Below are 26,210 nucleotides of genomic sequence, written 5' to 3'. Positions count from 1 at the left end.
ATGCTGGGCTTTCTCCTCGGGCGCCTGGCGCAGGCCGCGCTGGTGATGCTGGTGATGTCGGTTCTGGTGTTCCTTGGCGTCTACGCCATCGGCAACCCGATCGACGTGCTGATCGACCCCGCCGCCACGCCCGACATGCGGGCGGCGCTGATCCGGCAATACGGCCTGGACCTGCCGCTGTGGCGCCAGTACGGCCACTTCATCGGCAACGTGCTGAGCGGCGACTTCGGCAACAGCTTCGTCTTCCGCATCCCCGTCCTGTCGCTGATCCTGTCGCGCCTGCCGGCGACGCTGGAGCTGGCCGTCACCGCCATGCTGATCGCGACGCTGCTCGGCGTGCCGCTCGGCATCTGGGCGGGCTACCGGCCGGAGGCGCGCTCCAGCAAGGTCATCATGGCGGGCTCGGTGCTGGGCTTCTCGGTGCCCACCTTCTGGGTGGGGCTGCTGCTGATCCTGTTCTTCTCGGTGGAGTTCCGCCTCCTGCCCTCGGGCGGGCGCGGCCCGGTGGGCCCGCTCGGCCTCAGCATCTGGAGCGCGCAGGGCTGGACCTACCTGATCCTGCCCGCCCTCAACCTCTCGCTGTTCAAGCTCGGCCTGCTGATCCGCCTGGTGCGGGCCGGCACGGAGGAGGTGATGGGCTCCGAGCATGTCCGCTTCGCCCGCGCCCAGGGGCTGCCGGAATGGCAGGTCGTCGGGCTGCACGTCCTGAAGAACATCGGCATCCCCATCGTCACGGTGTTCGGGCTGGAGTTCGGCTCCACCCTCGCCTTCGCCGTCGTCACCGAGACGGTGTTCAACTGGCCCGGCATGGGCAAGCTGATCATCGAGAGCATCACCGCGCTCGACCGGCCGGTGATGGTCGCCTACCTCATCCTCGTCGTGCTGCTCTTCGTGGTGATCAACCTCGTGGTGGAACTGACCTATGGCTTCCTGGACCCGCGCGTGCGGCTGAAGGGCGGCGCGTGAGCGGCACCGCCCTGGCCGAGGGCTGGCGCGAATACCGCCGCAGCCCCGTCGCCGTCGCGGCGCTGCTGGTGGTGCTGGCCATCGTGGCGCTCGCCCTCCTCGCGCCCTGGATCGCGCCGCAGGACCCCTACGACCAGGCGGGGCTCGACCTGTTCGACGCCCGCCTGCCACCCGGCGAGGTCGGCTCGGGCGGCTACGCCCATTGGCTCGGCACCGACAATGCGGGGCGGGACCTGTTCTCCGCCATCCTCTACGGCCTGCGCCTCAGCCTGACGATCTCCGTCTCGGCCGGGCTGGTGGCGCTGGCGCTCGGCACCGCCATCGGCCTCTCGGCCGCCTATTACGGCGGCTGGTTCGGCGCGCTGGCCATGCGGGTGGTCGATCTCCAGCTCTCGCTTCCCGCCATCCTGCTGGCGCTGGTGCTGGTGGCCATGCTGGGCCAGGGCGTGCTGCAGCTCATGGCGGCGCTGGTGGCCGCGCAATACGCCTATTTCGCCCGCACCGCCTATGGCGCGGCCAGCGCCGAGCGGCGCAAGGACTACATCGAGGCGGCGCTCTCCACCCCGCTTTCCGGCCGGCGCGTGCTGCTGCGCCACCTGCTGCCCAACACCCTCCCCCCGCTGATCGTGGTGGTCACCGTGCAGATCGCCACCGCCATCTCGCTGGAGGCGACGCTCTCCTTCCTCGGCCTCGGCCTGCCCATCACCCAGCCCTCGCTCGGGCTGCTGATCTCCAACGGCTTCCAGTTCCTGCTCTCGGGCCGCTACTGGATCTCCGTCTATCCCGGCATCACCCTGATGGTGACGGTGCTGGCCATCAACCTGGTGGGCGACCAGCTCCGCCAGGTGCTCAACCCGAAGCGCCGCCGGTGAGCGGCGCCGCGACAGGCATGGAGCCGGCTCCCGGCACGGGCGCCACGCCTCCCGCGCTGGAGGTGCGCGGCCTGCGCACCCAGTTCCCCGGCCGCGCCGGCGTGGTGCGCGCGGTCGATGGCGTCTCCTTCTCGATCCGCCGCGGCGAGATCCTCGGCCTGGTGGGGGAGAGCGGCTCGGGCAAGTCCGTCACCGGCTTCTCCATCCTGGGCCTGGTGGAGCCGCCGGGGCGGATCACCGCCGGGCAGGTGCTGCTGGAGGGCCGCCCCATCAACGGCCTGTCCGGCTCCGCCCTGCGGCGCATCCGCGGCGCGGAGGTGGCGATGGTGTTCCAGGACCCGCTGATGACGCTGAACCCGGTGCTGCGCATCGGCACCCAGATGGCGGCCGCGGTGCGCGCGCATGACCGCGTCTCCCGCGCCGCCGCCTGGGCGCGGGCGGAGGAGGCGCTGGCCGTGGTCGGCATCCCGAGCCCGCGCGCGCGGCTCGAATCCTACCCCCACCAGCTCTCGGGCGGCATGCGGCAGCGCGTGGCCATCGCCACCGCCCTGCTGCACCGCCCCAAGGCCATCATCGCCGACGAGCCGACCACGGCGCTCGACGTCTCCATCCAGGGCCAGATCCTGGCCGAGGTGCGGCGCCTGGCCGACGCCACCGGCACCGCCTTCCTCTGGATCACGCACGACCTCGCCGTGGTCTCCTCCCTCGCGGACGCCCTCTGCGTCATGTATGCCGGCCGGGTGGTGGAGCGCGGCCCGGCCAGCGCCGTCATCGCCGCACCCCGCCACCCCTACACGGTGGCGCTGGTGGGCTCCGTCCCCTCGGGGCACGCGCCCGGCGCGCGGCTGCCGCAGCTCGCCGCGGGGCTGCCGCCGCAGGGGCCGGGCGGGGCCGCCGACGCGGGCTGCCTGTTCCGCACCCGCTGCCCGCGCGCCACGCCGGTCTGCGCCACGCCGCCGCCGGAGGCCGGCTTCGGCGCCGGCCACACCGCCCTCTGCCACCATCCGGCGGGGACCACCGCATGACCGAGCTGCTGCGCGTCGAACGGGTCAGCAAGCGCTTCCGCCAGCCCGTGCCGCTGGGCGAGAGGCTGGCCGCCTGGCTCGGCAGGCCGCCACCGCCGCGCGTGGTGCGCGCCGTCACCGATGTCTCGCTCTCCGTCGCGGCGGGCGAGGTGGTCGGGCTGGTGGGGGAGAGCGGCTGCGGCAAGTCCACCCTCGGCCGCATGGTGGCGGGCATCTACGCGCCGAGCGAGGGGGCGGTGCTGTTCGGCGGCGCCCCCGTCATGCCCGGCGGCCGCAAGCGCACCCCGCGCGTGCAGATGATCCACCAGGACCCCTTCGCCAGCCTCGATCCGCGCATGAAGGTGGGGGAGACGGTGTCGGAGGGCCCGGTGGCGCATGGCATGGTGCCCCGCGCCGGCGCGGACGCGCTGGTGGCCGAGACGCTGCGGCGCGTGGGCCTCGACCCGGCGCTGCGCGGCCGCTACCCGCACCAGTTCTCCGGCGGCCAGCGGCAGCGCGTGGCCATCGCCCGCGCCCTCGCCCTCAACCCGGCGCTGCTGGTGCTGGACGAGCCGGTGGCCTCGCTCGACGTGTCGATCCAGGCGCAGGTGCTGAACCTGTTCATGGACCTCCGCCAGGCGCTCGGGCTCACCAGCCTGTTCATCAGCCACGACCTCGGCGTGGTGCGCCACGTCTCGGACCGCGTGGCGATCATGTATCTCGGCCGCATCGTCGAGCTGGCGCCCACCCGCACCCTCTACGCCACCCCCGCACACCCCTACACCCGCGCGCTGCTGGACAGCGTGCCGAGGCTGGGCCAGGGGCGCGGCGTGTTCCACCCCATCGCGGGGGAGCTGCCCTCGCCGCTCTCGCCGCCGCCGGGCTGCCACTTCCATCCGCGCTGCCCCCATGCCGGGCCGCGCTGCCGGGTGGAGCCGCCCGCCCTGCTGCCGGTGGCACCGGGGCAGAGCGCCGCCTGCCACCTGCACCATGGCGGCACCGGGGAAGCCCTCCGCGCCGCCTAGAGCATCTTCACCCGATCGGATGGAAGCATCCGATCGGGTGAAGATGCTCGCAAAAACGGAAGGCTGGAGCAGCAGAGGTGAGCCAAGGCGAACGCAAACCGCTCCGGAAAGGCGGCCGCCCAGGGTGCGGGACCAAGGCAAGGTCGATAGGCTGCCGGACACCCCCGCCGCCTTTCCAGGGCCGTTCGGGGGTTGCCGCGCGGTGCGCCCTTTCCCCCTTCGTGGCCACCATGCCCGGCGGCCCCGCCCCTTGCCGCCCTCAGCCGTTCGGCCGGCCGGGCTCCGGAAAAGCCTTGCCAGGTGGAAGCCGGTCCGCAAGCCGCTCCGGCGGGAATGGCGCCGCCACCGCCCGCAACGCCGCCAGCAGCCGGGCGGCGCCTTCCTCCGGCGTGCCGTCATTGGCCACCTCCCGCACCGCCAGCCCCTCGGGCAGCGTCGCCTCGCGGCCGAGGCGGAGCGCGATCTCGGCCGCGCTTTCCCGCCCCCGCCCCGCCAGCCGCGCCGCCAGCACGGCGGGCGGCGCCGTCACCAGCAGCACGCGCAGCCGGTAGCGCGCGGCGGCCTCGGCCAGCACGGTGCGGGACAGGTTGGCCACCACCACCCGCCCCTCCACCATGTCGCGCTCGATGGCGCGCGGAATGCCGTAGCAGAGCCCGTGCGCCCGCCAGTGCAGCGCGAAGGCGCCATCCGCGCGCGCCGCCTCGAACTCGGCCTCGGTCATCGGGCTGTGGTCCTCGGCGCCGGGATGGTTTCGCGCCTCGGCGGGGCGGGTGATGACGCGGCGCGCGAAGACGAAGCGCGGATCGGCGGCGAGAGCCGCGCGCGCGGCGCCCAGCAGCGTGTCCTTTCCCGCCCCCGAGGCGCCCACCACCGTCACCAGACTGCCAGCCATCCCGCTCCACCCTTTCCGCCGGTTGACCGGTGGCTTTTCGGCGCGCAATCAGCAAGGCGCAAGCATTCCTCCCGGGAGGCCATGAAATGTTCACGACACGCCCCGAGATCGCCGCCACCTTCGGGGCGGTCGGCAGCACGCACTGGATCGCCAGCCAGGTGGCCATGGCGGTGCTGGAGCGCGGCGGCAACGCCTTCGACGCCGCCGCCGCCGCCGGCTTCACCCTGCAGGTGGCCGAGCCGCACCTGAACGGCCCGCTCGGCGACTGCCCCATCATCATCCACGACGCGAAGGCCGGCGCGCAGCACGTCATCTGCGGCCAGGGCCCGGCGCCGGCGGGGCTCACGGTCGGGCATGTGAGGGACGGGCTCGGGCTCGACATGATCCCCGGCACCGGCCTGCTGCCCGCCATGGTGCCCGGCGCCTTCGACGCCTGGGCCACCATGCTGCGCGACTGGGGCAGCTGGACGCTGGCGGACGTGCTGGAATTCGCCATCGGCTACGCCGCGCGCGGCATCCACTATGTGCCGCGCATCGCCGCCACGGTGGAAAGCGTGCGGCCGCTCTTCGAGCAGGCCTGGCCGACCTCCGCCGCGCTGTGGCTGCGCGATGGCGGGCCACGCGCCGGCCGGCTGTGGCGCAACCCGGAGCTCGCCGCAACCTATGCCCGCGTCGTGCGCGAGGCCGAGGCGGCGGGGCCCGACCGGGTGGCGCAGATCGATGCCGCCCGCCGCGCCTGGTATGGCGGCTTCGTCGCCGAGGCGATCGACCGCTTCTGCCGCGGCACGGAGGCGCTGGACGCCTCGGGCCGCGCCCATCGGGGCGTGCTCAGCGGCGACGACATGGCGCGCTGGCGCGCTCCCGTGGAGAAGCCGCTGGCCTATGACTACCGCGGCACCACCATCCTGAAGTGCGGCCCCTGGAGCCAGGGCCCGGCCATGCTGCAGACGCTCGCCATCCTGGCCGGCTTCGACCTCGCCGCCATGGACCCGGTGGGCGCCGACTTCGCGCACCATGTGGTGGAGGCCATGAAGCTCGCCTTCGCCGACCGCGAGGCCTTCTACGGCGACCCCGATTTCTGCGAGGTGCCGGTGGGGACGCTGCTCTCCGAGGAGTACAACGCGGAGCGGCGCGCGCTGCTCGGCGCCGCGGCCTCGCTGGAGCTGCGCCCGGGGCGCATCCCCGGCCATGAGGGCTGGGTGGACCACGGCGCCGCCGCCCGCGCGCAGAAGCTCTCGGAGGTGGCGGGGGTGGGCGAGCCCACCGTGTCCCGCCTCGGCGTCTCGGGCGCCGATACCTGCCATGTGGACGTCATCGACCGCTGGGGCAACATGGTCTCGGCCACGCCCTCGGGTGGCTGGCTGCAATCCTCGCCCGCCATTCCGGGCCTGGGCTTCTGCCTCGGCACGCGCGGCCAGATGTTCTGGCTCGATGAACGGCTGCCCAACGGCCTGAAGCCCGGCAAGCGGCCGCGCACCACCCTCTCCCCCGGCATGGCGCTGCGCGACGGCCGCCCCTGGATGGCCTTCGGCACCCCGGGCGGCGAGCAGCAGGACCAGTGGCAGCCCATCATGCTGGCGCGCATGCTGAACCACGGCCTGAACATCCAGCAGGCGATCGACGCGCCGGCCTTCCACACGGAGCACTGGCCCTCCTCCTTCTGGCCGCGCGTGGCGCGCCCGGGCAAGGTGGTGCTGGAGGGCCGCTACGCGCCGGAGGTGCTGCGGGAGATGCTGGCGCGCGGCCACCAGGCCGAGATGGGCGGCGACTGGTCCGAGGGCCGGCTTTCCGCCGTGCGGCAGGAGCTGGACGGGCAGATCTTCGCGGGCGCCAACCCGCGCGGCATGCAGGGCTACGCGGTGGGGCGCTGAGGCGCAGCTACGTGCCCGTGCGCTGCAGCACGGGCGCCGGCATTCCCTCGCGGCGGTGCCGCAGCACCCCGCGCAGGAAGCCGAAGCCCCAGGAAAGGTGCATGGTCATCACCGCCAGGCCCGCGGGCAGCAGGGAAAGGTCCCGCGCCTTCAGGGCCTGGGCCGCGCCCCAGCCCAGGCAGATGGCGGCATAGAGCAGGGGCACGAACAAGAAGGGCGGCCAGAACGGCGCCAGCAGCACCGCGCCCGCGCAGCCCAGCAGCGCCAGCACCGGCGCCATCTGGCGCGGCCGGGGGCGCAGCCCGTGCTTCATCAGGGTGCGGGCGCGCCCGGCGCCGTGCTTCATGTATTGCCGCGCCAGCGCGGGCAGGTCCTTGCGCGGGAAGTAGGTAACGGGCGCTTCCCGGCACATCCAGACCTTGCCGCCCGCCAGATGCGCGCGGTGGTCCAGCTCGGCGTCCTCGTTGTGGGTGAAGGCCTCGTCATAGCCGCCGAGGGAGCGGAAGAAGGCACGGTCGAAGGCGGCATGGTGGCCATGGTCCACCCAGCCCGAGACACCGCCCGCGCGGTGCGCCGAGCCGCCATTGCCGAGGCGGCTGTTCTGCGCCAGGGCGATGGCGCGCTGCATCCCCGCACGCCCCTCCGTGCGCATCGGCACCACCACGGAGGTGGCGTCGGGCGTTTCCTCCATGCAGCGGCAGACGCGGGTGACGAAGCCCGGCGGGTACCAGGCATGGGCATCGGCGCGGAGCAGGATACGCGCCTCGGGGCTCGCCTCGCGCGCCGCCAAATTCACCGCCGCCGATTGCAGCCGCGCCGGGTTGTCCAGCAGCCGCACCTCGGGATGGCTGGCCCCGATCTCCGCCACGATCTCGCGCGTGCGGTCGGTGCTGCCGCCGTCCAGCACCAGGATCTCCAGCCGGTAGGCATCGCCCTGCGCGAGCAGCGAGGCGAGGCAGCCGGCGATGTAGTGCTCCTCGTTCAGCACGGGCACGGCGATGGAAACCAGCGCCGGGGAAGGGAAAGGACGACCGGAGGGCATGAACCGCCTTGGCTGCTGCGACTGCCGCTCTTACTGCGAAGCCGCCAGCCGGGCGTCAAATGCCGTTTTCGTGTCCGCGCGCCGAGCCCCGGAATTGTTTTCCAAGGCGATTCTTGTTTTTGACGCGGCTGCCGGACTCAATCGGCCGGCGTGTCCATCTCCGCCAGCCAGACCTCCACCTGGTCCAGCGCCGCCTCGTCGGGCGCGGTGATGATCAGCCGGGGCGGGTGCCCCTCGGCGACGGTGATGGTCACGTCCCGGCCCTTGTAGCTCTGGGCCAGGGCCGGATTGGCCCGCAGGGCCACGGGACAATCGACGGTGCGGGTCGGCATGTCTGCGCCTCCTGGAGGGTTCGTTCCTGCAACCCGCCACCGCCGCGCCGGTTCCGCCGCCGCCGCCCTCAACCCGCCGGGGCGCCCCGTCCCGCCAGCAGCGCGCGCAACGCGCCGAGGTCGATCGCCTCGCCCTTCCGCTTGCGGCGCGTCAGCGGGTCGCGGCTCTCGATGGTGGTGGCCATGGTGAGCGAGTTGAGCACCGCCTCCTCCACCGCCTCGATGGCGGCTACGAAGAGCGGCGACATGCGCTCGTTCGGCCAGTCGGGATAGCTGTCCCGCGGGCACCGCACCCCGGGATGGGTCGAGAAGGCGATGGCGTAGTCGCCCGAGCCGTCCGAGAAGGCGGCGCCGGTGCGGGCCAGCCCCGCCATGGCGCGCAGCGCCAGGCGCGAGAGGTTGCGGTCGGAGAGCGGCGCGTCGGTGGCGAGCACCACCATCACCGAGCCATCGGCGTCGCCCTTGTCGGCGTGCTCGCGGAGATGGAAGCGGCCCAGCGCCTCCCCCACCCGGTGCCCGTCCATCAGCAGCGCGCCGCCATAGTTGCTCTGCACCAGCGCGCCCAGGGTGAAGCCGCCCAGCGCCTCCGGCAGGCGGCGCGAGGAGGTGCCGATGCCGCCCTTCCAGCCAAAGGCCATGGTGCCCGTGCCGGCGCCGACGCTGCCCTCCGCCACCGGGCCCGCGGTGGCCCCTTCCAGCGCCGCCAGCACGTCCGCGCCCTCGATGCCGCGCCGGCGGATGTCGTTCAGCCGGCCGTCATTGGTCTCGCCCACCACGGCATTGACGGAGAGCACCGCCTCGTTGCCGGGCTGCGCCAGGGTCCAGTCCACCACCGCCTCCATGGCGCGGCCGACGCTGAGCGTGTTGACCAGCACGATGGGCGATTCCAGCTCGCCCAGCTCCTGGAGCTGCGTGGCGCCGGCCAGCTTGCCGAAGCCGTTCATCACCGCGAGCCCCGCCGGCACCCGCTCGCGAAAGAGGTTGCCGCCATGCGGGCGGATGGCGGTGACGCCGGTGCGGGTGAACTCCCCCTCCCGCTTCGTCACCTGCCCCACCAGCACGCCCGCCACATCGGTGATGGCGTTCAGCGCCCCGGGCGGGAAGATGCCCGGGCGCAGGCCGAGCGCGCGGGCGCGGCAGCGCGCCGCGCCGCCGACCGCATCCGGGCCGCCTCCGCTCATGCGGCCAGCGTGGCGCCGATGGCGGCCTTGATGGCGGCCAGCGCCTCGGCGGCCTTGCCGGCCTCGGGCCCGCCGGCCTGCGCCATGTCGGGGCGCCCGCCGCCGCCCTTGCCGCCCACCGCGGCGCTGCCCGCCCGCACCAGCGCCACGGCGTCTGCCTTGCCCTTCGCAGCCTCCGCCACGCCGACCACGATGCTGGCCTTGCCCTCGGCGGTGGAGAGCAGCGCCACCACGTCGGTGGTGCCGGACTTCAGGATGGCCTCGGCCAGGCCCTTCAGGTCGCGCGGCGGCACCTCGCCGAGGTCGCGCCCCGAGAAGCGCAGCCCCCCCACCTCCTCGATGGCGGCGTCGGAGCCGCCGGTGGCGAGCTTCTTGCGGAGCTCGGCCACGTCCCGCTCCAGCTTGCGCCGCTCCTCCACCAGCGCCGCGATGCGCGCCGGCAGCTCGGCGGGGGCGATCTTCAGCGCGGCGGCGGCCTCGCGCAGCGTGCGCTGCTCCGCCTCGATCACGGCGAGCGCGGCCGCGCCGGTCACCGCCTCCACGCGCCGCACGCCGGCCGAGACGGCGCTCTCGCCCACGATCTTGAACAGGCCGATATCGCCCGTGCGCCGCACATGCGTGCCGCCGCACAGCTCCAGCGAATAGACGCCGTGCTTCTCGGTGGCGGCCTCGTCATGGCCCATGCCGACCACCCGCACCTCGTCGCCATACTTCTCGCCGAACAGCGCCATGGCGCCCGCCTCGACCGCGGCCTCGGGCGTCATCAGCCGCGTCACCACCTCGGCGTTCTCGCGAATGCGGGCATTCACCTCGGCCTCGACCCAGGCGAGGTCGTCAGGCTGCATCGGCGTCGGCTGGCTGACGTCGAAGCGCAGGCGGTCCGGCGCGTTGAGCGAGCCCTTCTGCGCCACATGGCTGCCGAGCCGGCGGCGCAGCGCCTCGTGCAGCAGGTGGGTGGCCGAATGGTGGGCGCGGATGGCGCCGCGGCGCGCATGGTCCAGCTCCGCCAGCACCGCCTTGCCCGGCTGCGCCTCGCCCGCCTCCACCGTGCCGAGATGCACGAACAGGCCGAGCTTCTTCTGCGTGTCCCGCACCGCGATGCGCAGGCCGTCGGCGGCCGTGATGGTGCCGCTGTCGCCCACCTGGCCGCCGCTCTCGGCGTAGAAGGGGGTCTGGTTCAGCACCACGGCCACCTCGGTGCCGGGGCCGGCCTTCTCCGCCACCGCCCCGCCCGCCACCACGGCGAGGATCTCGCCCTCGGCGCTCTCGGTGGAGTAGCCCAGGAACTCGGTGGCGCCGAGCTTCTCCTTGAGGTCGAACCACAGCGTCTCGGTGGCCGCCTCGCCGGAGCCGGCCCAGGCGGCGCGGGCGCGCTTCTTCTGCTCGGCCATGGCGGCCTCGAAGCCGGCGACATCCACCGCCTTGCCCTCGCCGCGCAGCGCGTCCTGCGTCAGGTCGAGCGGAAAGCCATAGGTGTCATAGAGCTTGAAGGCGACGTCTCCGGGCAGCGTGCCGCGCTCGCCCAGCTTCTCGCTCTCCTCCGCCAGCAGGCCGAGGCCGCGCTCCAGCAGGCTGCGGAAGCGGTTTTCTTCGAGTTTCAGCGTCTCGCTGATCAGCGATTCCGCGCGCACCAGCTCGGGATAGGCGGCGCCCATCTGGCGGATCAGGGCGGGCAGCAGGCGGTAGAGCAGCGGCTCCTGGGCGCCCATCATGTGGGCGTGGCGCATGGCGCGGCGCAGGATGCGGCGCAGCACATAGCCACGGCCCTCGTTGGAGGGCATCACCCCGTCGGCGATCAGGAAGGCGCCCGAGCGCAGGTGGTCCGCCACCACGCGGTGGCTCACCCGGAACGGCCCGTCCGGCTCCTGCCCCGTCGCCTCGGCCGAGGCCAGGATCAGCGCGCGGAAGGTGTCGATGTCGTAGTTGTCGTGCTTGCCCTGCAGGATGGCGGCGAAGCGCTCGAGGCCCATGCCGGTGTCGATCGAGGGGCGCGGCAGCGGGTTGCGGGTCCCCGCCGGCTCCTCCAGGTACTGCATGAACACCAGGTTCCAGATCTCGATGAAGCGGTCCCCGTCCTCGTCCGGCGAGCCGGGCGGGCCGCCGGGGATCTTGTCCCCGTGGTCGTAGAAGATCTCGGAGCAGGGGCCGCAGGGGCCGGTGTCGCCCATGCGCCAGAAATTGTCGGAGGTCGCGATGCGGATGATGCGCTCGTCCGGCAGCCCCGCGATCTTGCGCCACAGGGCGGCCGCGTCCTCGTCCTCCGAGAACACCGTGACCAGCAGCTTCTCCTTGGGGAGAGCGAAATCCCTGGTCAGCAGGGTCCAGGCATGGGTGATCGCCTGTTCCTTGAAGTAGTCGCCGAAGGAGAAGTTCCCCAGCATCTCGAAGAAGGTGTGGTGCCGCGCGGTGTAGCCCACATTGTCGAGGTCGTTGTGCTTGCCGCCCGCCCGCACCGACTTCTGCGCCGTGGTGGCGCGGCTGTAGGGCCGCTTCTCCTGCCCGGTGAAGACGTTCTTGAACTGCACCATGCCGCTGTTGGTGAACATCAGCGTCGGGTCGTTGCGCGGCACGAGGGGCGAGGATTCCACCACCGTGTGGCCATTGCGGGCGAAGTAGTCGAGGAAGGTGGCCCGGATGTCGTTGCTGCTGGTCATCGTCCGCTCTGTCGCCTTCCGCTTTGTGGCCCTGGGCGTGGTCATTCCGTGGCCGCTGACCTAGCGCGGCGGACCCGATGTGGGAAGAACTCACATCGCGCCGGGCGCCGGGGAAGAACCGGCGGGGGGAAGCCAGCGCCGCCCGCCCGGCGCTATAAGGCCCTCATGCCCCCTCGCCGCCCCGCCACCGCCGCCAACCCGCCCGCCGGGGACCTGTTCGGCCCTACCCCCGGAATGCCCCCTGGCCAGCCCCCCGCCACGGCCGGGGAGGACGGCCCGCCGCCGGAGCCCGGCGCGCCCCGCCCGCTCGCCGACCGGCTGCGCCCCGCCCGGCTGGAGGAGGTGGTGGGACAGGAGCACCTGCTCGGCCCGCAAGGCAGCATCAGCCGCATGCTGGAGCGCGGCGCCCTCGCCTCGCTGATCCTGTGGGGGCCGCCGGGGGTGGGCAAGACCACCATCGCCCGCCTGCTGGCCGAGGCGGCGGGGCTGCGCTTCGCCGCCCTCTCGGCGGTGTTCTCGGGCGTGGCCGACCTCAAGCGCGCCTTCGACGAGGCCCGGGCGCGGCGCAGCGGCGGGCAAGGCACGCTGCTCTTCGTGGACGAGATCCACCGCTTCAACCGCGCGCAGCAGGACGGCTTCCTTCCCGTGGTGGAGGACGGCACCGTCACCCTGGTCGGCGCGACGACCGAGAACCCCTCCTTCGCGCTGAACGGCGCCATCCTGTCCCGCTGCCAGGTGATGGTGCTGCGGCGGCTGGACGACGCGGCGCTGGAGCGGCTGCTGGCCCGCGCCGAGGACGTCTCCGCCCGCCCCCTGCCGCTCGACGAGGCGGCGCGCGGCGTGCTGCGCGCCATGGCGGACGGCGACGGCCGCTACCTCCTCAACATGGCCGAGCAGCTCCTGGCCCTGCCCGAGGGCGCCGCGCCGCTCGACCCCGCCGGTCTCGCCGCGCTGCTGGCGAAGCGCGCCGCGCTCTACGACAAGGACCGCGAGGAGCACTACAACCTCATCTCCGCGCTCCACAAGTCGCTGCGCGGCTCGGACGCGGACGCGGCACTCTACTGGTTCTCCCGCATGCTGGAGGGCGGCGAGGACCCGCGCTACATCGCCCGCCGCCTGACCCGCTTCGCGGCCGAGGATGTGGGGCTGGCCGACCCCACCGCGCTGCCCGCCGCCATCGCCGCCTGGGAAACCTATGAGCGGCTCGGCAGCCCGGAAGGGGAGCTGGCGCTGGCGCAGCTCGTGGTGCATCTCGGCACGGCGCCCAAGTCCAACGCCGTCTATGCCGCCTACAAGGCGGCGCGGCGGGCGGCGCGCGAGACCGGCAGCCTGATGCCGCCCGCCCACATCCTGAACGCGCCCACGAAGCTGATGAAGAGCCTCGGCTACGGGGACGGCTACGCCTACGACCATGACGAGGCGGAAGGCTTCAGCGGCCAGAACTACTTCCCCGACGGGATGGACCGCGCGCAGTTCTACCGCCCCGCCGGGCGCGGCATGGAGGCGCGCATCCTGGAGCGCCTCGAGCACTGGGCGCGGCTGCGGGAGGAGCGCGCCCGCGAGGAGGCGGCCGCCCCGCCCGCCCGCCGCACCCGGCGCGGCGGGCCGGCTTGAGCGGCCCCTTCTCGCCCGGGCTGCTGGCCCTGGTGGCGGCGGGCGGCGCGGCGGGCTCGGTGCTGCGCTACGCGGTGGGCATCTGGTGCGCCGGCTGGCTCGGCACCCACCTGCCCTGGGGCACGCTGGCGGTGAACGTCGCCGGCAGCGCCGCCATCGGGCTGCTGGGCGGGGCCATGCTGGGCGGCATGCCATTCGGCCAGGAAGCGCGGCTCTTGGTCGTCACCGGCTTTCTCGGCGGCTTCACCACCTTCTCCGCCTTTTCCCTCGACGCCGGCACGCTGTTCCTGCGGAACCCGGCGCTGGCGGCGCTCTATCTGGGGCTGACGCTGCTGGGCGGGCTCGGCGCCTTCGCCGCCGCCTTCGCGCTGGGCCACGCACTGGGCCGCCCCCCGGGCTGAGGCGGCCCCTGCGCTTCCCCTTCCCGCGCCACTGCCCTCTTGCCGCGCCGCCCCCTTCTTCCCGCGCCGCCCCCTTCTTCCCGCGCCGCCCCCTTCTTCCCGCGCCGCCCCCTTCTTCCCGCGCCGCCCCCTTCTTCCCGCGCCGCCCCCTTCTTCCCGCGCCGCCCCCTTCTTCCCGCGCCGCCCCCTTCTTCCCGCGCCGCCCCCTTCTTCCCGCGCCGCCCCCTTCTTCCCGCGCCGCCCCCTTCTTCCCGCGCCGCCCCCTTCTTCCCGCGCCGCCCCCTTCTTCCCGCGCCGCCCCCTTCTTCCCGCGCCGCCCCCTTCTTCCCGCGCCGCCCCCTTCTTCCCGCGCCGCCCCCTTCTTCCCGCGCCGCCCCCTTCTTCCCGCGCCGCCCCCTTCTTCCCGCGCCGCCCCCTTCTTCCCGCGCCGCCCCCTTCTTCCCGCGCCGCCCCCTTCTTCCCGCGCCGCCCCCTTCTTCCCGCGCCGCCCCCTTCTTCCCGCGCCGCCCCCTTCTTCCCGCGCCGCCCCCTTCTTCCCGCGCCGCCCCCTTCTTCCCGCGCCGCTCTGGCCGGCGCGGGGCGGCGGCGCGCCGGCTCAGGGCGTGACGGTGAGCGGCGGCGTCTGCTGGTGCTGCACCACGCGCCACACCTCATGCTCCAGCCGCCGGTAGGTGGAGGTGCAATGCGCCTCATAGGGCGTGGTGCCCTCGCGCTCGGCGTTCACCTTGTAGGCGACGACGATCAGCCCCTCCTGCGGGCGCGAGACCTGCCGCTCCGAGATCGCCACCTTGGTCCAGCGAGGCGTGTCGGAAACCGCCGCCACCGCCTGCTCGCCGCTCAGCACGAAGGGCGGCTGCGGCAGCACCATCAGGCACTCCTCGTCCACCAGCTCGCGGTAGTGCTCGGCATCCCCCGTCCAGAGGCTTTCCTCGAAGGACCAGACCCGGCCGTCATCCATGTTCCGTCTCCTGTTGCGGATCGGGAAAGGAACGCCGGCCGCGTCCGATCATTCACCCGCCCCGCGCCGCGCCGCTTGTTGCCGGAAGCGGCCCGGCCGGAGGGCATGGCCGGCCGGCAGTGGCGCGACGCAGAGGAATAAATACCTTTACTTCGGCGCGCTCCCGGCCCTACCCTCGAGCATCATCGCCGCTTCCGGCTCGTCCAGCACCGTCACCACCCGCCCCGGCCACAGCACCAGCGCGCCAGCATGCAGCTGGACCCGGAAGTGCGACGGGTGGCCCAGGGCGGCGACCACGGCGCGCGGCAGGGTGAGCTGGTTCTTGCTGGTCAGCTTCGCCAGTTTCGGGGTGTTCATGCGCGGCCTCCCAAGGAAAGTAAGATGGTAAGGAAATAAGGAATATATTCCTTTCGCGCAAGCGGATTCGGCCCGGTTTTCGCTCGACGCGGCGCGCCGCCGGGGCTACCTCCCCGCGCATGACCATCCAGCATCGCATCGTCCATCCGGCGGACGAGGATTCCCGCCTCGACCGCTGGTTCCGCCGGCACTTCCCCCAGGTGACGCAGGGCGCGCTGCAGAAGATGCTGCGCACCGGGCAGATCCGCGTCGACGGCAAGCGCGCCGAGGCCAACACCCGCCTGTCGCGCGGCCAGGAGATCCGCATCCCGCCCCTGCCGGAGGGCCCCGCGCCCGAGCCCGAGCGCCGCGACCGGGAGGTGAGCGAGGAGGATGCGCGGGCGCTGGAGAAGCTGGTGCTCTACCGCGACGACAGCATCATCGCGCTGAACAAGCCGCACGGCCTGCCGGTGCAGGGCGGCCCGAACATCCGCAAGCACCTGGACGGGATGCTGGACGCGCTGCGCTTCGGCCATGAGGAGCGGCCGCGCCTCGTCCACCGGCTGGACCGCGACACCTCGGGCGTCATCCTGCTGGCGCGGGACGCGCGGGCGGCGCGCCACCTGGCCGGTGCCTTCCGCGGGCGGGACGCGCAGAAGACCTACTGGGCGCTGGTGGTGGGCCAGCCCCGCTACGAGGCGGGGCGGATCGACATGAAGCTGGCGCGCGTCGGCACCGGCCAGGGCGAGCGCACCGCGCCGGCCGAGGGAAAGGAAGGCGTGCCCGCCGTCACCGAGTTCAGCACGGTGGACGTGGCGCGCCGCCACGCCACCTGGCTGGAGCTGCGGCCGCTGACGGGCCGCACCCACCAGCTCCGCGTCCACTGCACCGCCGCGCTGGAATGCCCGATCCTGGGCGATGGCAAGTATGGCGGGCAGGCCGCGCACCTGGAGGGCATGTCCCACGCGCTGCACCTGCATGCGCGCGCGCTCCGCGTGCCGCATCCGGAAGGGGGCACGCTGGAGGTCTCGGCGCCGCTGCCGCCGCACATGGTCGAGAGCTTCCGCACCCTGGGCTTCGAGGTGCCGCGCACGCCGCAGCCGCGCCGGGTAAGCTGAGCGCATGGCCGCGCCCCGCCGCCCGCGCCGCGCCGCGCTGATCGGCGCCGCCGTGATCCTCGCCCTGCCCGTCCTGGCCTGGGGCGGGCTGAAGCTGGCGCTGCGCGATTCCGTGCTGCGCCCGCGCATCACCGCCGCCGTGGAACAGGCGACGGGGCGCGCCCTCACCCTGTCCGGCCCGGTCGGCATCAAGCTGTCCCTGGTGCCGACGGTGACGCTGGAAGGCGTGTCGCTGGCCAACATGCCGGGCGGCAGCCGGCCGGAGATGCTGACCGCCCGCCGCGTCGAGGCGCGGCTCGCGCTGCTGCCGCTGCTTTCGCGCCGGATCGCCTTCGAGCAGCTGACGCTGGTGGAGCCGGACCTGCTGCTGGAGGTGGATGCGCGCGGCCGGGGCAACTGGCGCTTCTCCCCCGCCCCCGGCCCCGCCATGGACCGGCCAGATGCCGCCATGGCGGACAGTGCGGGCGATGGGCGGCTGGCGCTGTTCATCGCCGCCATCGACATCGAGGGCGGGCGGCTCACCTGGCACGATCCCCGCGCCGCGCGGCGCGAGGTGCTGGAGATCCGCGGCCTGGCGCTGCGCGCGGAAACGCCGGCGGCGCCGCTCGGCTTGCGGGGCACGCTCGGGCTGCGCGGCGTGGCGGTGGCGCTGGAGGGCCAGGCCGGGCCGCTGGCGCGGCTCCTCGGCACCGGCTCCGCGCCGGAGGATCAGGCCGCTCCCTGGCCGCTGCATGTGGCGCTGTCCGCGCCCGGGCTCCGGCTCGTGGCCGATGGCAGCGCCACACGGCCGGAGGTCGCCGCCGGCTGGCGGCTGAACGTGAAGGCCATGGCGGACAGCACCGCCCGCCTCGCGCCCTTCCTGCCGCGCGCCAAGCTGCCGCCGCTGCGCGCCCTGGAACTGGACGCCGAGCTGGCCGATGGCGGCGCCGGGCAACCGCCCCGGATCGGCCCCCTGACGGCCCGCAGCGCGGGCGGCGATCTCGGCGCCTTCCTGCCCGGCCTCTCCCTGGGCGCGGCGACGCTCCGCTTGGCGGAGCCGGAAGCGCCGGGGCAGCTTGAGGCGGAACTCGCCTGGGGGAGCCTGCCGGTGCGCGCGGAAGGGCAGATTCCCGGCCCCGCGGCCCTGTTGGGTAGCGGCCCGTGGCCGCTGCGGCTGGCGCTGCGTGGCGCCGGCGCCACCGCCGAGGCGCGGGCCGAGCTGAACGGGCCGCGGCTGGACGGCGCCGCGGTCGCGCTGAGCCTCGCCGCGCCCGACACCGCGGCGCTGCTGGCGGCGCTGGGCCTGCCGGGGCCACGCCTGACCGAGGCGAGCCTGGAAGGCCGGCTGCTGCTGCCGGCGGGCGGGGCGGTCCTCGAAGGGCTCCGCCTGCGCGCCCGCGAGGCCGTGCTCGAGGGCGAGGCGCGGCTGGCCACGGGCGGCCCCCGCCCGGCGCTGACCGCCCGGCTGAACGCGGCAAGGCTCGACCTCGACGCGCTGCTGGCGTCCCCGCCGGCTACCCCGAACGCCACTCCCGCGCCGGCTGCGCCTCCCGCGGCCCCGGACGTGCCGCCGCGCCCGCCCGCGCCGCCCGCCGGAACCGCTGGGCCGCGACGGGTGATCCCGGACCTGCCGCTGCCCGGCCTGGCGCCGCGCGGGCTGGATGGCGAGGTGCAGTTCGCCGTGGCGGAACTGGTGGCGAAGGGGGTCGCCTATCGCGACCTGCGCGGCACGGCGAAGCTGCAGGATGGCCTCCTCGCGGTGGAGCCGCTCGGGGTGACGCTGCCCGGCGGGCGCCTGGGTGGCCGCCTCGGCGCCGATGCCACCGGCCCCGTTCCGCGCCTTTCCCTGGCGCTGCGGCACGAGGGGGCGGGGCTGGACCTGCGGCCGCTGCTGCAGGCCTATGGCCTGAACGGCCATGCGAGCGGCCGCCTGGAGGTGGAGGCGGATCTCGTCGGCGCGGGTGCCGGGCTGCGCGCGCTGGCGGCCAGCCTGAGCGGGCATCTCGGCCTCGCCATGGCCAACGGGCAGATCGACAACCGCCTGCTGGACCGCCTGGGCGGCGACCTGCGCCGCATGCTGGTGCCGAACGCGCCGACCGAGGGCGGCACGCCGCTGCGCTGCATCGCCCTGCGGCTGAACCTGCGGGAGGGTGTCGCCCGGCCGCAGGCGATGCTGCTGGAAACCGGCCTCGCCGATGTGGTGGGCAGCGGCAGCATCGATCTCGGTCAGGAGAAGCTCGCGCTGCGCCTGTTGCCGCAGGTGCGGCTCGGCGGGCTGGGGCTGACGGCCCCGGTGCTGGTGGGCGGCACGCTGGCCGCGCCGAGCTACCGGCTGGACCCGGCCGGAGTGGCCGATGCCACCGCCGGCATCGTGGGCGACCTGGTGGCGCGGCAGATGGAGAACCAGGGCTCCGTGCTGGGCCAGCTCGCGCAGCAGCTCGCCGGGCGCGGCAACGCCCTGCCCGACTGCGCGCAGCAGCTCGCCGTGGCGCGTGGCGGCCGGGCCGGGCCGGTTCCGGCGCCCAAGCCCGCCGCCACCCCGCAGGAGCGCCCTTCCAGCCCGGTGGACCTGCTGCGCGGCCTGCTCGGCCGCTGAACACGGAAAAGGCGCGGGGGGCGTTTCCGCTCCCCGCGCCGCTGCCTTGCCGCCTTACTCGGCCGCGGCGGCGTCGTCCGCATCGGGGCCCGCCACCATCAGGCTGTTGGCGACGATGCCGGCCTGGGCACGGATGCGCTGCTCGATGCTGTCCGCCATGGCGGGGTTGTCGCGCAGGTACTGCTTGGCGTTCTCGCGGCCCTGGCCGATGCGCTGGCTGTCGCAGCTGAACCAGGCACCGGACTTCTCGACCACGCCGGCCTTCACGCCAAGGTCCAGCAGCTCGCCCACCTTCGAGATGCCCTCGCCATACATGATGTCGAACTCGACCTGCCGGAACGGCGGGGCCATCTTGTTCTTCACCACCTTCACGCGGGTCTGGTTGCCGATGACGTCGTCCCGGTCCTTGATCTGGCCGATGCGGCGGATGTCGAGGCGGCAGGAGGCATAGAACTTCAGGGCGTTGCCGCCCGTCGTCGTTTCCGGGTTGCCGAACATGACGCCGATCTTGAGCCGGATCTGGTTCAGGAAGATCAGCAGCGTGTTGGAGCGGGACACGGAGCCGGTCAGCTTGCGCAGGGCCTGGGACATCAGGCGGGCATGCAGGCCGACATGGCTGTCGCCCATCTCGCCTTCCAGCTCGGCGCGCGGCACCAGGGCGGCGACGCTGTCCACCACCAGCACGTCGATGGCGCCGGAGCGCACCAGCGTGTCGGCGATCTCGAGCGCCTGCTCGCCGGCATCGGGCTGGCTGATCAGCAGGTTGTCCACGTCCACGCCGAGCTTGCGGGCATAGCCGGGGTCGAGCGCGTGCTCGGCGTCCAAAAAGGCGCAGGTGCCGCCGCGCTTCTGCGCCTCGGCGATGGCGTGCAGCGCGAGCGTGGTCTTGCCCGAGCTTTCCGGGCCATACACCTCGACGATGCGGCCCTTGGGCAGTCCGCCGATGCCGAGAGCCAGGTCGAGGCCGAGCGAGCCGGTGGGGATCACCTCGATCTCGTCGGACTGCTGCTTGGCGCCCATGCGCATGATCGAGCCCTTGCCGAAGGCCCGTTCAATCTGGCTGAGCGCGGCGTCGAGCGCCTTGTTCTTATCCATTCTGGAACCTCTTCGCCCTTCGGCTCTGTTCGTCTCGCGATCGGGCGCGGCCTGGGGACCGCTCCGGGTGTCTGGAATAACATGTGGATGGAGCAAAGGTCGCGCCCCGCGCCACCCCTTCGCACCATCCCTGTGTTCGCTATATGTTCATGATTGACGCGTTTCGCAAGAGCCTTCCGCGACCGCCGCCAAGTCCTTCACCGCCGCCGTCAGCTCGGCCGCACCATAGGGCTTGGCCAGGAAGCGCAGCGCCTCGCCGGCAAGGCCCTCTTCTATCACGGATGGCGCGTATCCGCTCACCAGAAGCACCGGCAGGCGTGGATTCGTGGCACGCAGGGCACGCGCCAGGGCGGGGCCATCCATGGAGCCCGGCATCATCACGTCGGTCACGAGCAGGGCGGGCGGCGCCCGGGCGGCGATGGCCAGCGCCGCCTCCGCATCCTCCGCCACCAGCACGGACCAGCCGGCCCGCCGCAAGGTCCGCTCGGCCAGGCGGCGCAGCGGCGCCTCGTCCTCCACCAGCAGCAGCGGCCCCGGCAGGGGCTCAGTGCCGGCCTCAGTGCCGGGCGCGGAAGCGTCCGGCGCCAAGGCCAGGGCAGGAGGCGGATCGGCGGCAGGCGGGCCCGCCGCCCCGGACACCGGCGCCTCGACGCGCGGCAGCAGGATGCGGATGCGCGTGCCCTGCCCCGGCCGGCTTTCCACCGCGATGTAGCCGCCCGATTGCCGGACGATGCCATGCACCGTGGCCAGCCCCATGCCGGTGCCGCCCTGCTTGGCGCGGCTGGTGAAGAAGGGCTCGAAGATGCGCGGCAGGATCTCGGGCGGGATGCCGTGGCCGCTGTCGCGCACCTCCAGCACGGTCCAGCGCCCGGGCGGAAGGGGTTCGGGCATGGCGGGCTCGGGCTGCAGCAGCAGCGCGCGGCTGGTGGACAGCACCAGCCGCCCACCCTCCGGCATGGCCTGGCGGGCATTCATCGCCAGGTTCATCAGCACGCGGTCGAGCTGCGAGGGATCGATCAGCACCATGCGCTCAGGCGCATCCAGTGCCAGTTCCAGCAGGATGGCGCGGCCGAGCAGCGGGCGCAGCATCCGCGCCATGGCGGAGACGGCGGTGTTCAGCGGCACCAGCCGGGGCTCCAGCACCTGCTGCCGCGCATAGGCCAGCAACTGCCGCACCAGCGCGGCACCACGTTCCGCCGCCTGCCGCACCTGCTCCAGCTCCGCAGCCATGGCGGGGTCGGGGGTGGCGCCGAGGCGCCGTTGCGCCTCCTCCGTGGCGCCCAGCACCACGCTCAGGAGGTTGTTGAAGTCGTGGGCGATGCCGCCGGCAAGGCTGCCCAGGGCCTGCAGCCGGTCCGACTCCGCGAGTTGCGCGGCCAGGGCCTGGCGTGGCGCGGCATCCGCCAGCAGCAGCACCGATTCGCCGCGCGGCAGGATGATGCGCCGCGGCAACACCGCCATGCCCGTCTGTCCCTGTGGCGCGGCCAGGCGAAGCTCGGCGGGTTCGGTGCCGCCTTCCAGCCACAGCCTCAGGGCAGCGCGGGAACCGGCAGCGAAGAAAAGGGTGGCGGGCTGGCCGATGCGGAGCGGCAGGCTCGGACCCAGGGCTTGGCGCAAGGCGGCGTTGCCGCCGCGCAGGCAGGCTTTCCGGTCGAGCCACAGCGCCGGCTCCGGCAAGCCGGCCAGGAGGGACTGGAAGGCTCCCGCAGGGTCGGGCCACAGGCGGCCCATCCAGCGGCTCCAGGAATCGCGCAGCGCCATGACCCTTGAACCCTATCATCACGAACCCGTGATGTCAGGCTTTTCGCTGGCCGCCTGTTTGCTCCAGCGCCTGCCGCAGGGTGGCGCGGGCATTGCCCAGCACCAGGCGGTTGCGCGCGGCGACGCCGGCGGGCGGCGGCGTGCCGTCCACCCCCTCCAGGCCGCGAAAGGATGTGGGCGGGATCTGTCCGGCGCCGGCCGCGGGCGCCGGATCTTTCCGCCGGGAGAGCTGGCTGGCGAGGGCGAGCAGCCGCTCCGACGGCGCCAGCATGCCGGCCAGGCAGGTGTCCAGCGCCTCGTTGATCTCCATGGTGCCTCCGTGCGCGCGGTGGGAGACGGCAGGATGGCAGCCGGGAGGTGAGGATTTCGTTAGGGCGGCACGTCTTGCAGATTCCGGTAAGAAAGGCCGCGCTAGCCTTTCCACATGCCCGCCACGCCCCTGCCCGCCCTGATGGCCGCCCTCGAATCGACGGAAGCGACGCTGACGCTAGCCGAGGCGCTGGCCAGCGGCGGCCGGGCCGTCGATCTGGAGGGCCTGGATGCCGAGATCACCGCCCTCTGCGCCGCCACGCTTTCCCTGCCCGCCGCCCGGCAGGACGAGGCCAGGCTGGCGCTGCGCCGCCTGCTCGCGCGGGTGGAGCGGCTGCAGCGCCTCCTGTGAGGCAACGCGAAACCGCGAAGGGGGAAGCCGCCGCTCTCCCCCTTCCCGTCCGGCATCAACCCTGCGGCAGATGCTTGCTGATGTAGGGCGGCAGGTTGAAGGCGCCGGTGTGGATCTCGGGCGTCCAGTATCCGGTGGCGCCCAGGATGCCGGCGGCCTCGGCGCGGGCGCGGATGGTGGCGGTGTCCACCTGGCGCAGCGTCGCGTCCTTCGCCGCCCAGCCCAGCGTCATGAAGCCGCCGACATAGGTCGGCACCGCGGCCACATAGGCCCAGATGTCGGGGAAGACCTTGCCGCGGCGCAGGCTGGTCTCGGCCAGCTCCTCCGCCTGCATGGCCGGCACGCCGCACTGGTTGACGATCAGCCCCCGCCCGGAGAGCAGGCGCGCGGCGTTGGCATAGAACTCGTCGGTGAACAGCACCTCGCCGACGCCGATCGGGTCGGTCGAATCGACGATCACCACGTCGAAGCTGCCGGCCTCGGCCTTGCGCACATAGTCGATGCCGTCGCCCACGATCACCTCGGCGCGCGGATCGTTCCAGGCGTCGCCGGCGATGTCGGGCATGTGCTCCTTGCAGAGGCGGATCACCTCGCCGTCGATCTCGACCATGACGGCCTTCTCGACGTTGCGGTGCTGCAGCACGCGCTTCAGCACGCCGCCGTCGCCGGCGCCGATGATCAGCACCCGCTTCGCGTCGCCATGCGCCAGCAGCGGCACATGGGTCAGCATCTCCTGATAGACGAACTCGTCCTTCTCGGTGATCTGCACCACGCCGTCGAGCAGCATGACGCGCCCGTGGCTGTAGCTCTCGAACAGCATGATGTCCTGGAAGTCGCTCTGCACGCGGGCCAGCTCGCGCTTCACCAGGAAGCGCTGGCCCCACTCGGCGTAGAGCGTCTCGTTCACCCAAGAATCGGTCGGCATGGAGAAGTTCCTCGGTCGGGAAACGCAAGAAGGGGGCGGGATCGTGAGACCCCGCCCCCGCCTCGTCACGTGAAAGGCTGGTGTCAGCCGATCAGGCCGCGCTTGTGCTCGGCAAGCTGCACGCGCTCCGGGCCAAAGCCCTTCTTCAGGATCGGCACCGCCTTGTAGGGGTTGCAGATGCCGCAGACGAAGATGTCGAGCGCCGCGTAGGCGCGCTCCGGCCAGGTGTGGATCGAGATGTGGCTCTCGGCCAGCACCAGCACGCCGGAAACGCCGTCCGGAGCGAAGTGATGGAAGTGACCGTGCAGGATGGTCGCGCCGGTCTCGATGGCGGCCTCGCGCAGAACGGAATCGATGTGCGCGGGGTCGTCGAGATTCGTGGCGCCCCACAGATCGACGATCAGATGCGTGCCGGCAAAGCGCACACCGTCGCGCTCGACGAAGTGGTCCTTCGCCTCGCCGCGGATATCAACAGACTGGGCTTCGCTCGGGCTGCAATCCGAAACCATCCCCAGCGGAGAAACGAGAGCGTCCATGGTTTGAGGGCTCCTTCCCACCAGAAGATGACCAGGGTGATCGTGGATCGATCAGGTCAACGGCGGCGCATATGGGGCATGGGGGGGTGCCCCCGCAACAGAAATCGGGACTTTGAGGCCGAAAAAAACGCGGGTCCTTCCCGCGTTCAGCGCGTATCTCGCCGCGCCGCCCCCCGCCGGGTCCGCAAATGCCCCCCGTGGAGCGGTGCGGCTCTCGGAAAATCTTCTGTCACTTGCGGAGCTGGGGCCTGGCTGGCGGCAAAACCGCATCTCGCCCCTTGCCGGGCGCAAAAAGGCTGCTATACCGCCGCCCTGCGCTGGATGGGTGGCCGAGCGGTCGAAGGCGCACGCCTGGAAAGTGTGTATACCTCAAAAGGGTATCGTGGGTTCGAATCCCACCCCATCCGCCACGGCCCGCGAGGCCGCAGAGGCCCGCCAGGGCACCCACCAAGCCATTGATCATCCTGGGCAGCGCAAGGCCCCGCCGCGCATTGGCGGGCGGGGCTTCGGGCGCGCCAGGGCTGTGCGGCGCGTGCCCGGGCGGGCCTTGTTCAGGCGGCGCGGCTCTTCAGCCGGCTGGCGAAGTTCTTGCGGAACTTGGCCACCTTGGGCGCCACCACCACGCGGCAATAGCCGGACCACGGGTTGCGCGCGAAGTAGTCCTGGTGTTCCGCCTCGGCCGGCCAGAAGGTGCCGGCGGGCTCCAGCTCCGTCACCAGCGGGGCCGGCCACAGGCCCGCCGCCTCGATCTCCGCCATCACCCCGCGCGCCGTCCCGGCCTGCGCCTCGGAGGTCGTGAGGATGATGCTGCGGTATTGCGGGCCGACATCGGCGCCCTGCCGGTCCTTCGTCGTCGGGTCGTGCAGGGTGAAGAAGACGCGCAGGATGTCGGCATAGGAGATGACGGCGGGGTCGAACACCACCTTCACCACCTCGGCATGGCCGGTGCGCTTGCCGCAGACCTGCTCATAGGTCGGGTTCACGACATGGCCGCCGGCATAGCCGGAAACCACCTCGGTCACGCCGGTCAGCTCGCGATAGGCGGCATCGATGCACCAGAAGCAGCCGCCACCCAGGATGGCGGTCTCCCGCGGGGCTTGGTCGGGCATGGATCTCTCCTCGATACGGGATGCTGGCGCAGAGATGGTGTCGCCCTGTTCGCCGCGCACCCCTCCGGCGGGGTGCTTGCGCGGGCCTGCTGGCGGCGCCACCGTCGCCGCCATGGAATCGAACCTCCCCTTCCCCACCCGGAGCCCGGCCGAGACCGGCTTCGACCCCGACGCCCTCGGCGCGGCCGTCACCTTCGCCACGGCGCATGAGAGCCCCTTCCCGCGCGACATCCTGGCGCATCTGGAGAGCGGCTATTTCGAGCCGGCGCCGGATAACGAGGTGCTGGGCAACACCGCCCCGCGCGGCGCGCCGAACGGGCTGATCCTGCGCCAGGGCGCGCTGGTGGCGCGCTGGGGCGACACGCGGCAGGTGGACATGACCTTCAGCGTGGCCAAGAGCTACCTCGCGCTGCTGGCCGGCCTCGCCCTGGGCGACGGCCTGATCGACAGCCTCGACGCCCCCGTCGCCGCCAGCGTGGACGACCCGGCCTTCACCGGGCCGCGCAACGGCGCCGTCACCTGGCGGATGCTGCTGGACCAGACCAGCGAGTGGGAGGGCACCCTCTTCGGCAAGGCCGACCGCATCGACCGCGGCCGCGACCTGAAGCGCGAGGGCAGCGGCCCCAAGGGCCATGAGCGCCCCCTGAAGGCGCCCGGCACCTACTGGGAATACAACGACGTGCGGGTGAACGCCCTGTCCCTGGCGCTGCTGCACCGCTTCCGCCGCCCGCTGCCCGAGGTGTTCGCCGAGCGCATCATGGCGCCGATCGGCGGCAGCGGCGAGATGCGCTGGGAAGGCTATCGCACCAGCTTCGTCGAGATCGGCGGCCGCCGCGTCCAGTCCGTCTCGGGTGGCGGGCACTGGGGCGGCGGCGTCTTCACCCATGCCGAGGACCAGGCGCGCATCGGCCTGCTGATGCTGGGGGACGGCGTGTGGGAAGGCCGCCGCGTGCTGCCCGAGGGGTGGGTTGCCGCCTGCACCACCCCCTGCCGCCTGAACGCCGATTACGGGCTGCTGTGGTGGCTGAACGGCCAGGGCCGCTATCCGGGCGCCAGCCGCGCCAGCTTCTTCGCGCAAGGGGCGGGCGGCAACTACATCTGGATCGACCCGGAGAACGCGATCGTCGCCACCTTCCGCTGGCTTGACCCGGCAGCGCTGCCGGAGATGGTGGCGCGCGTCACCGCCGCCCTCCGGCGGGGCTGACGGGCCCGCTCCGCAACGGAGCGACATCAGGAAAGGCGGAGCGGCGCGCGGTGCCGCTTGCCCCCTTCCTCGGCGGCG

The 26,210-nt window shown here is 73.1% G+C and carries 24 protein-coding genes and 1 tRNA gene; 12 read left to right on the top strand and 13 right to left on the bottom strand.

Features of this window, described 5'->3' with window-relative positions:
• Genes CR162_RS22595 through CR162_RS01150 form a run of 4 tightly spaced genes read left to right on the top strand, consistent with a single transcriptional unit; the run spans nt 1 to nt 3,867 of the window.
• Nucleotides 1-966 (top strand): ABC transporter permease, encoded by a 966-nt coding sequence (locus CR162_RS22595; protein ID WP_218014812.1) that lies wholly within the window; start codon nt 1-3, stop codon nt 964-966.
• On the top strand, nt 963-1,838 hold the full coding sequence (locus tag CR162_RS01160) for an ABC transporter permease (protein WP_218014811.1): 876 nt from the start codon (nt 963-965) through the stop codon (nt 1,836-1,838). Before CR162_RS22595 ends, CR162_RS01160 begins: the two co-directional genes overlap by 4 nt.
• A 17-nt stretch (nt 1,839-1,855) precedes the next feature.
• Nucleotides 1,856-2,863, top strand: coding sequence for an ABC transporter ATP-binding protein (locus CR162_RS01155; RefSeq protein WP_099093695.1), 1,008 nt, complete (start codon nt 1,856-1,858; stop codon nt 2,861-2,863).
• Nucleotides 2,860-3,867: an ABC transporter ATP-binding protein gene (locus CR162_RS01150; RefSeq protein ID WP_099093694.1), complete on the top strand. Its 1,008-nt coding sequence runs from the start codon at nt 2,860-2,862 to the stop codon at nt 3,865-3,867. The genes CR162_RS01155 and CR162_RS01150 overlap by 4 nt, the downstream gene beginning before the upstream one ends.
• 259 nt (nt 3,868-4,126) lie before the next feature.
• Here the strand turns inward: CR162_RS01150 and phnN are convergent, their stop codons facing one another.
• Nucleotides 4,127-4,759: a phosphonate metabolism protein/1,5-bisphosphokinase (PRPP-forming) PhnN gene (phnN, locus tag CR162_RS01145; RefSeq protein WP_099093693.1), complete on the bottom strand. Its 633-nt coding sequence runs from the start codon at nt 4,757-4,759 to the stop codon at nt 4,127-4,129.
• 86 nt (nt 4,760-4,845) lie between these two features.
• Here phnN and CR162_RS01140 point away from each other — a divergent pair, with 86 nt between their 5' ends.
• Nucleotides 4,846-6,630 (top strand): gamma-glutamyltransferase family protein, encoded by a 1,785-nt coding sequence (locus CR162_RS01140; protein ID WP_099093692.1) that lies wholly within the window; start codon nt 4,846-4,848, stop codon nt 6,628-6,630.
• A 7-nt stretch (nt 6,631-6,637) separates the two neighbouring features.
• Here CR162_RS01140 and CR162_RS01135 read toward each other — a convergent pair whose 3' ends face one another.
• The 4 genes from CR162_RS01135 to alaS all read right to left on the bottom strand — a co-directional run bounded on the left by CR162_RS01135 (nt 6,638) and on the right by alaS (nt 11,839).
• Nucleotides 6,638-7,672, bottom strand: a complete 1,035-nt coding sequence (locus tag CR162_RS01135; RefSeq protein ID WP_099093691.1) for a glycosyltransferase family 2 protein — start codon at nt 7,670-7,672, stop codon at nt 6,638-6,640.
• A gap of 137 nt (nt 7,673-7,809) precedes the next feature.
• Nucleotides 7,810-8,004 carry a hypothetical protein gene (locus CR162_RS01130; RefSeq protein ID WP_099093690.1) on the bottom strand — a complete coding sequence of 65 codons (195 nt, stop codon included), beginning with the start codon at nt 8,002-8,004 and terminating at the stop codon, nt 7,810-7,812.
• A gap of 68 nt (nt 8,005-8,072) precedes the next feature.
• On the bottom strand, nt 8,073-9,185 hold the full coding sequence (locus CR162_RS01125; protein ID WP_099093689.1) for a DmpA family aminopeptidase: 1,113 nt from the start codon (nt 9,183-9,185) through the stop codon (nt 8,073-8,075).
• Entirely contained in the window at nt 9,182-11,839 is a 2,658-nt protein-coding gene (gene alaS, locus CR162_RS01120; protein ID WP_099093688.1) for an alanine--tRNA ligase, read from the bottom strand. Before alaS ends, CR162_RS01125 begins: the two co-directional genes overlap by 4 nt.
• Before the next feature lie 165 nt (nt 11,840-12,004).
• Here alaS and CR162_RS01115 point away from each other — a divergent pair, with 165 nt between their 5' ends.
• Both CR162_RS01115 and CR162_RS01110 read left to right on the top strand, forming a co-directional pair.
• Nucleotides 12,005-13,453 (top strand): replication-associated recombination protein A, encoded by a 1,449-nt coding sequence (locus CR162_RS01115; RefSeq protein WP_408887442.1) that lies wholly within the window; start codon nt 12,005-12,007, stop codon nt 13,451-13,453.
• A complete protein-coding gene (locus CR162_RS01110) occupies nt 13,450-13,854 on the top strand; it encodes a fluoride efflux transporter FluC (protein ID WP_099093686.1) in 405 nt (134 codons plus the stop codon). Before CR162_RS01115 ends, CR162_RS01110 begins: the two co-directional genes overlap by 4 nt.
• 595 nt (nt 13,855-14,449) lie before the next feature.
• Here CR162_RS01110 and CR162_RS01105 read toward each other — a convergent pair.
• Entirely contained in the window at nt 14,450-14,812 is a 363-nt protein-coding gene (locus CR162_RS01105) for a DUF4440 domain-containing protein (protein ID WP_099093685.1), read from the bottom strand.
• 147 nt (nt 14,813-14,959) lie between these two features.
• The gene (locus tag CR162_RS01100) at nt 14,960-15,169 is read right to left on the bottom strand and encodes a hypothetical protein (RefSeq protein WP_099093684.1); all 210 of its coding nucleotides are present in this window, start codon (nt 15,167-15,169) and stop codon (nt 14,960-14,962) included.
• Between the two features lie 119 nt (nt 15,170-15,288).
• On the opposite strand from CR162_RS01100, the gene CR162_RS01095 reads away from it, so the two are divergent.
• Both CR162_RS01095 and CR162_RS01090 read left to right on the top strand, forming a co-directional pair.
• Nucleotides 15,289-16,266 carry an RluA family pseudouridine synthase gene (locus CR162_RS01095; protein ID WP_099093683.1) on the top strand — a complete coding sequence of 326 codons (978 nt, stop codon included), beginning with the start codon at nt 15,289-15,291 and terminating at the stop codon, nt 16,264-16,266.
• A gap of 4 nt (nt 16,267-16,270) precedes the next feature.
• Complete coding sequence (locus CR162_RS01090) at nt 16,271-18,841, top strand: AsmA family protein (protein ID WP_099093682.1); 2,571 nt, start codon at nt 16,271-16,273, stop codon at nt 18,839-18,841.
• Nucleotides 18,842-18,895: 54 nt separating this feature from the next.
• Here CR162_RS01090 and recA read toward each other — a convergent pair whose 3' ends face one another.
• From recA to CR162_RS01075, 3 genes are all read right to left on the bottom strand, one after another.
• A complete protein-coding gene (gene recA, locus CR162_RS01085; RefSeq protein ID WP_099093681.1) occupies nt 18,896-19,936 on the bottom strand; it encodes a recombinase RecA in 1,041 nt (346 codons plus the stop codon).
• Nucleotides 19,937-20,083: 147 nt separating this feature from the next.
• Nucleotides 20,084-21,697, bottom strand: a complete 1,614-nt coding sequence (locus tag CR162_RS01080; RefSeq protein ID WP_245870052.1) for an ATP-binding protein — start codon at nt 21,695-21,697, stop codon at nt 20,084-20,086.
• A 34-nt stretch (nt 21,698-21,731) separates the two neighbouring features.
• Nucleotides 21,732-22,007, bottom strand: a complete 276-nt coding sequence (locus tag CR162_RS01075; protein ID WP_099093680.1) for a hypothetical protein — start codon at nt 22,005-22,007, stop codon at nt 21,732-21,734.
• Nucleotides 22,008-22,121: 114 nt separating this feature from the next.
• Here CR162_RS01075 and CR162_RS01070 point away from each other — a divergent pair, with 114 nt between their 5' ends.
• Complete coding sequence (locus CR162_RS01070) at nt 22,122-22,358, top strand: hypothetical protein (RefSeq protein WP_099093679.1); 237 nt, start codon at nt 22,122-22,124, stop codon at nt 22,356-22,358.
• Nucleotides 22,359-22,413: 55 nt separating this feature from the next.
• Here CR162_RS01070 and speE read toward each other — a convergent pair whose 3' ends face one another.
• Nucleotides 22,414-23,283: a polyamine aminopropyltransferase gene (gene speE / locus CR162_RS01065; protein ID WP_099093678.1), complete on the bottom strand. Its 870-nt coding sequence runs from the start codon at nt 23,281-23,283 to the stop codon at nt 22,414-22,416.
• A gap of 83 nt (nt 23,284-23,366) precedes the next feature.
• On the bottom strand, nt 23,367-23,819 hold the full coding sequence (speD, locus tag CR162_RS01060) for an adenosylmethionine decarboxylase (protein ID WP_099093677.1): 453 nt from the start codon (nt 23,817-23,819) through the stop codon (nt 23,367-23,369).
• A gap of 319 nt (nt 23,820-24,138) precedes the next feature.
• On the opposite strand from speD, the gene CR162_RS01055 reads away from it, so the two are divergent.
• Nucleotides 24,139-24,229: transfer RNA gene (locus CR162_RS01055), tRNA-Ser, on the top strand.
• A gap of 141 nt (nt 24,230-24,370) precedes the next feature.
• On the opposite strand, the gene msrA is transcribed toward CR162_RS01055, so the two are convergent.
• Complete coding sequence (gene msrA, locus CR162_RS01050; RefSeq protein ID WP_099093676.1) at nt 24,371-24,928, bottom strand: peptide-methionine (S)-S-oxide reductase MsrA; 558 nt, start codon at nt 24,926-24,928, stop codon at nt 24,371-24,373.
• Between the two features lie 112 nt (nt 24,929-25,040).
• Here msrA and CR162_RS01045 point away from each other — a divergent pair, with 112 nt between their 5' ends.
• On the top strand, nt 25,041-26,132 hold the full coding sequence (locus tag CR162_RS01045; RefSeq protein WP_099093675.1) for a serine hydrolase domain-containing protein: 1,092 nt from the start codon (nt 25,041-25,043) through the stop codon (nt 26,130-26,132).
• Nucleotides 26,133-26,210 lie beyond the last annotated feature (78 nt).

This window comes from Teichococcus rhizosphaerae, from assembly GCF_002631185.1.
Lineage (GTDB): Bacteria > Pseudomonadota > Alphaproteobacteria > Acetobacterales > Acetobacteraceae > Pseudoroseomonas > Pseudoroseomonas rhizosphaerae.
This window is presented reverse-complemented; position numbering and strand designations above follow the sequence as displayed.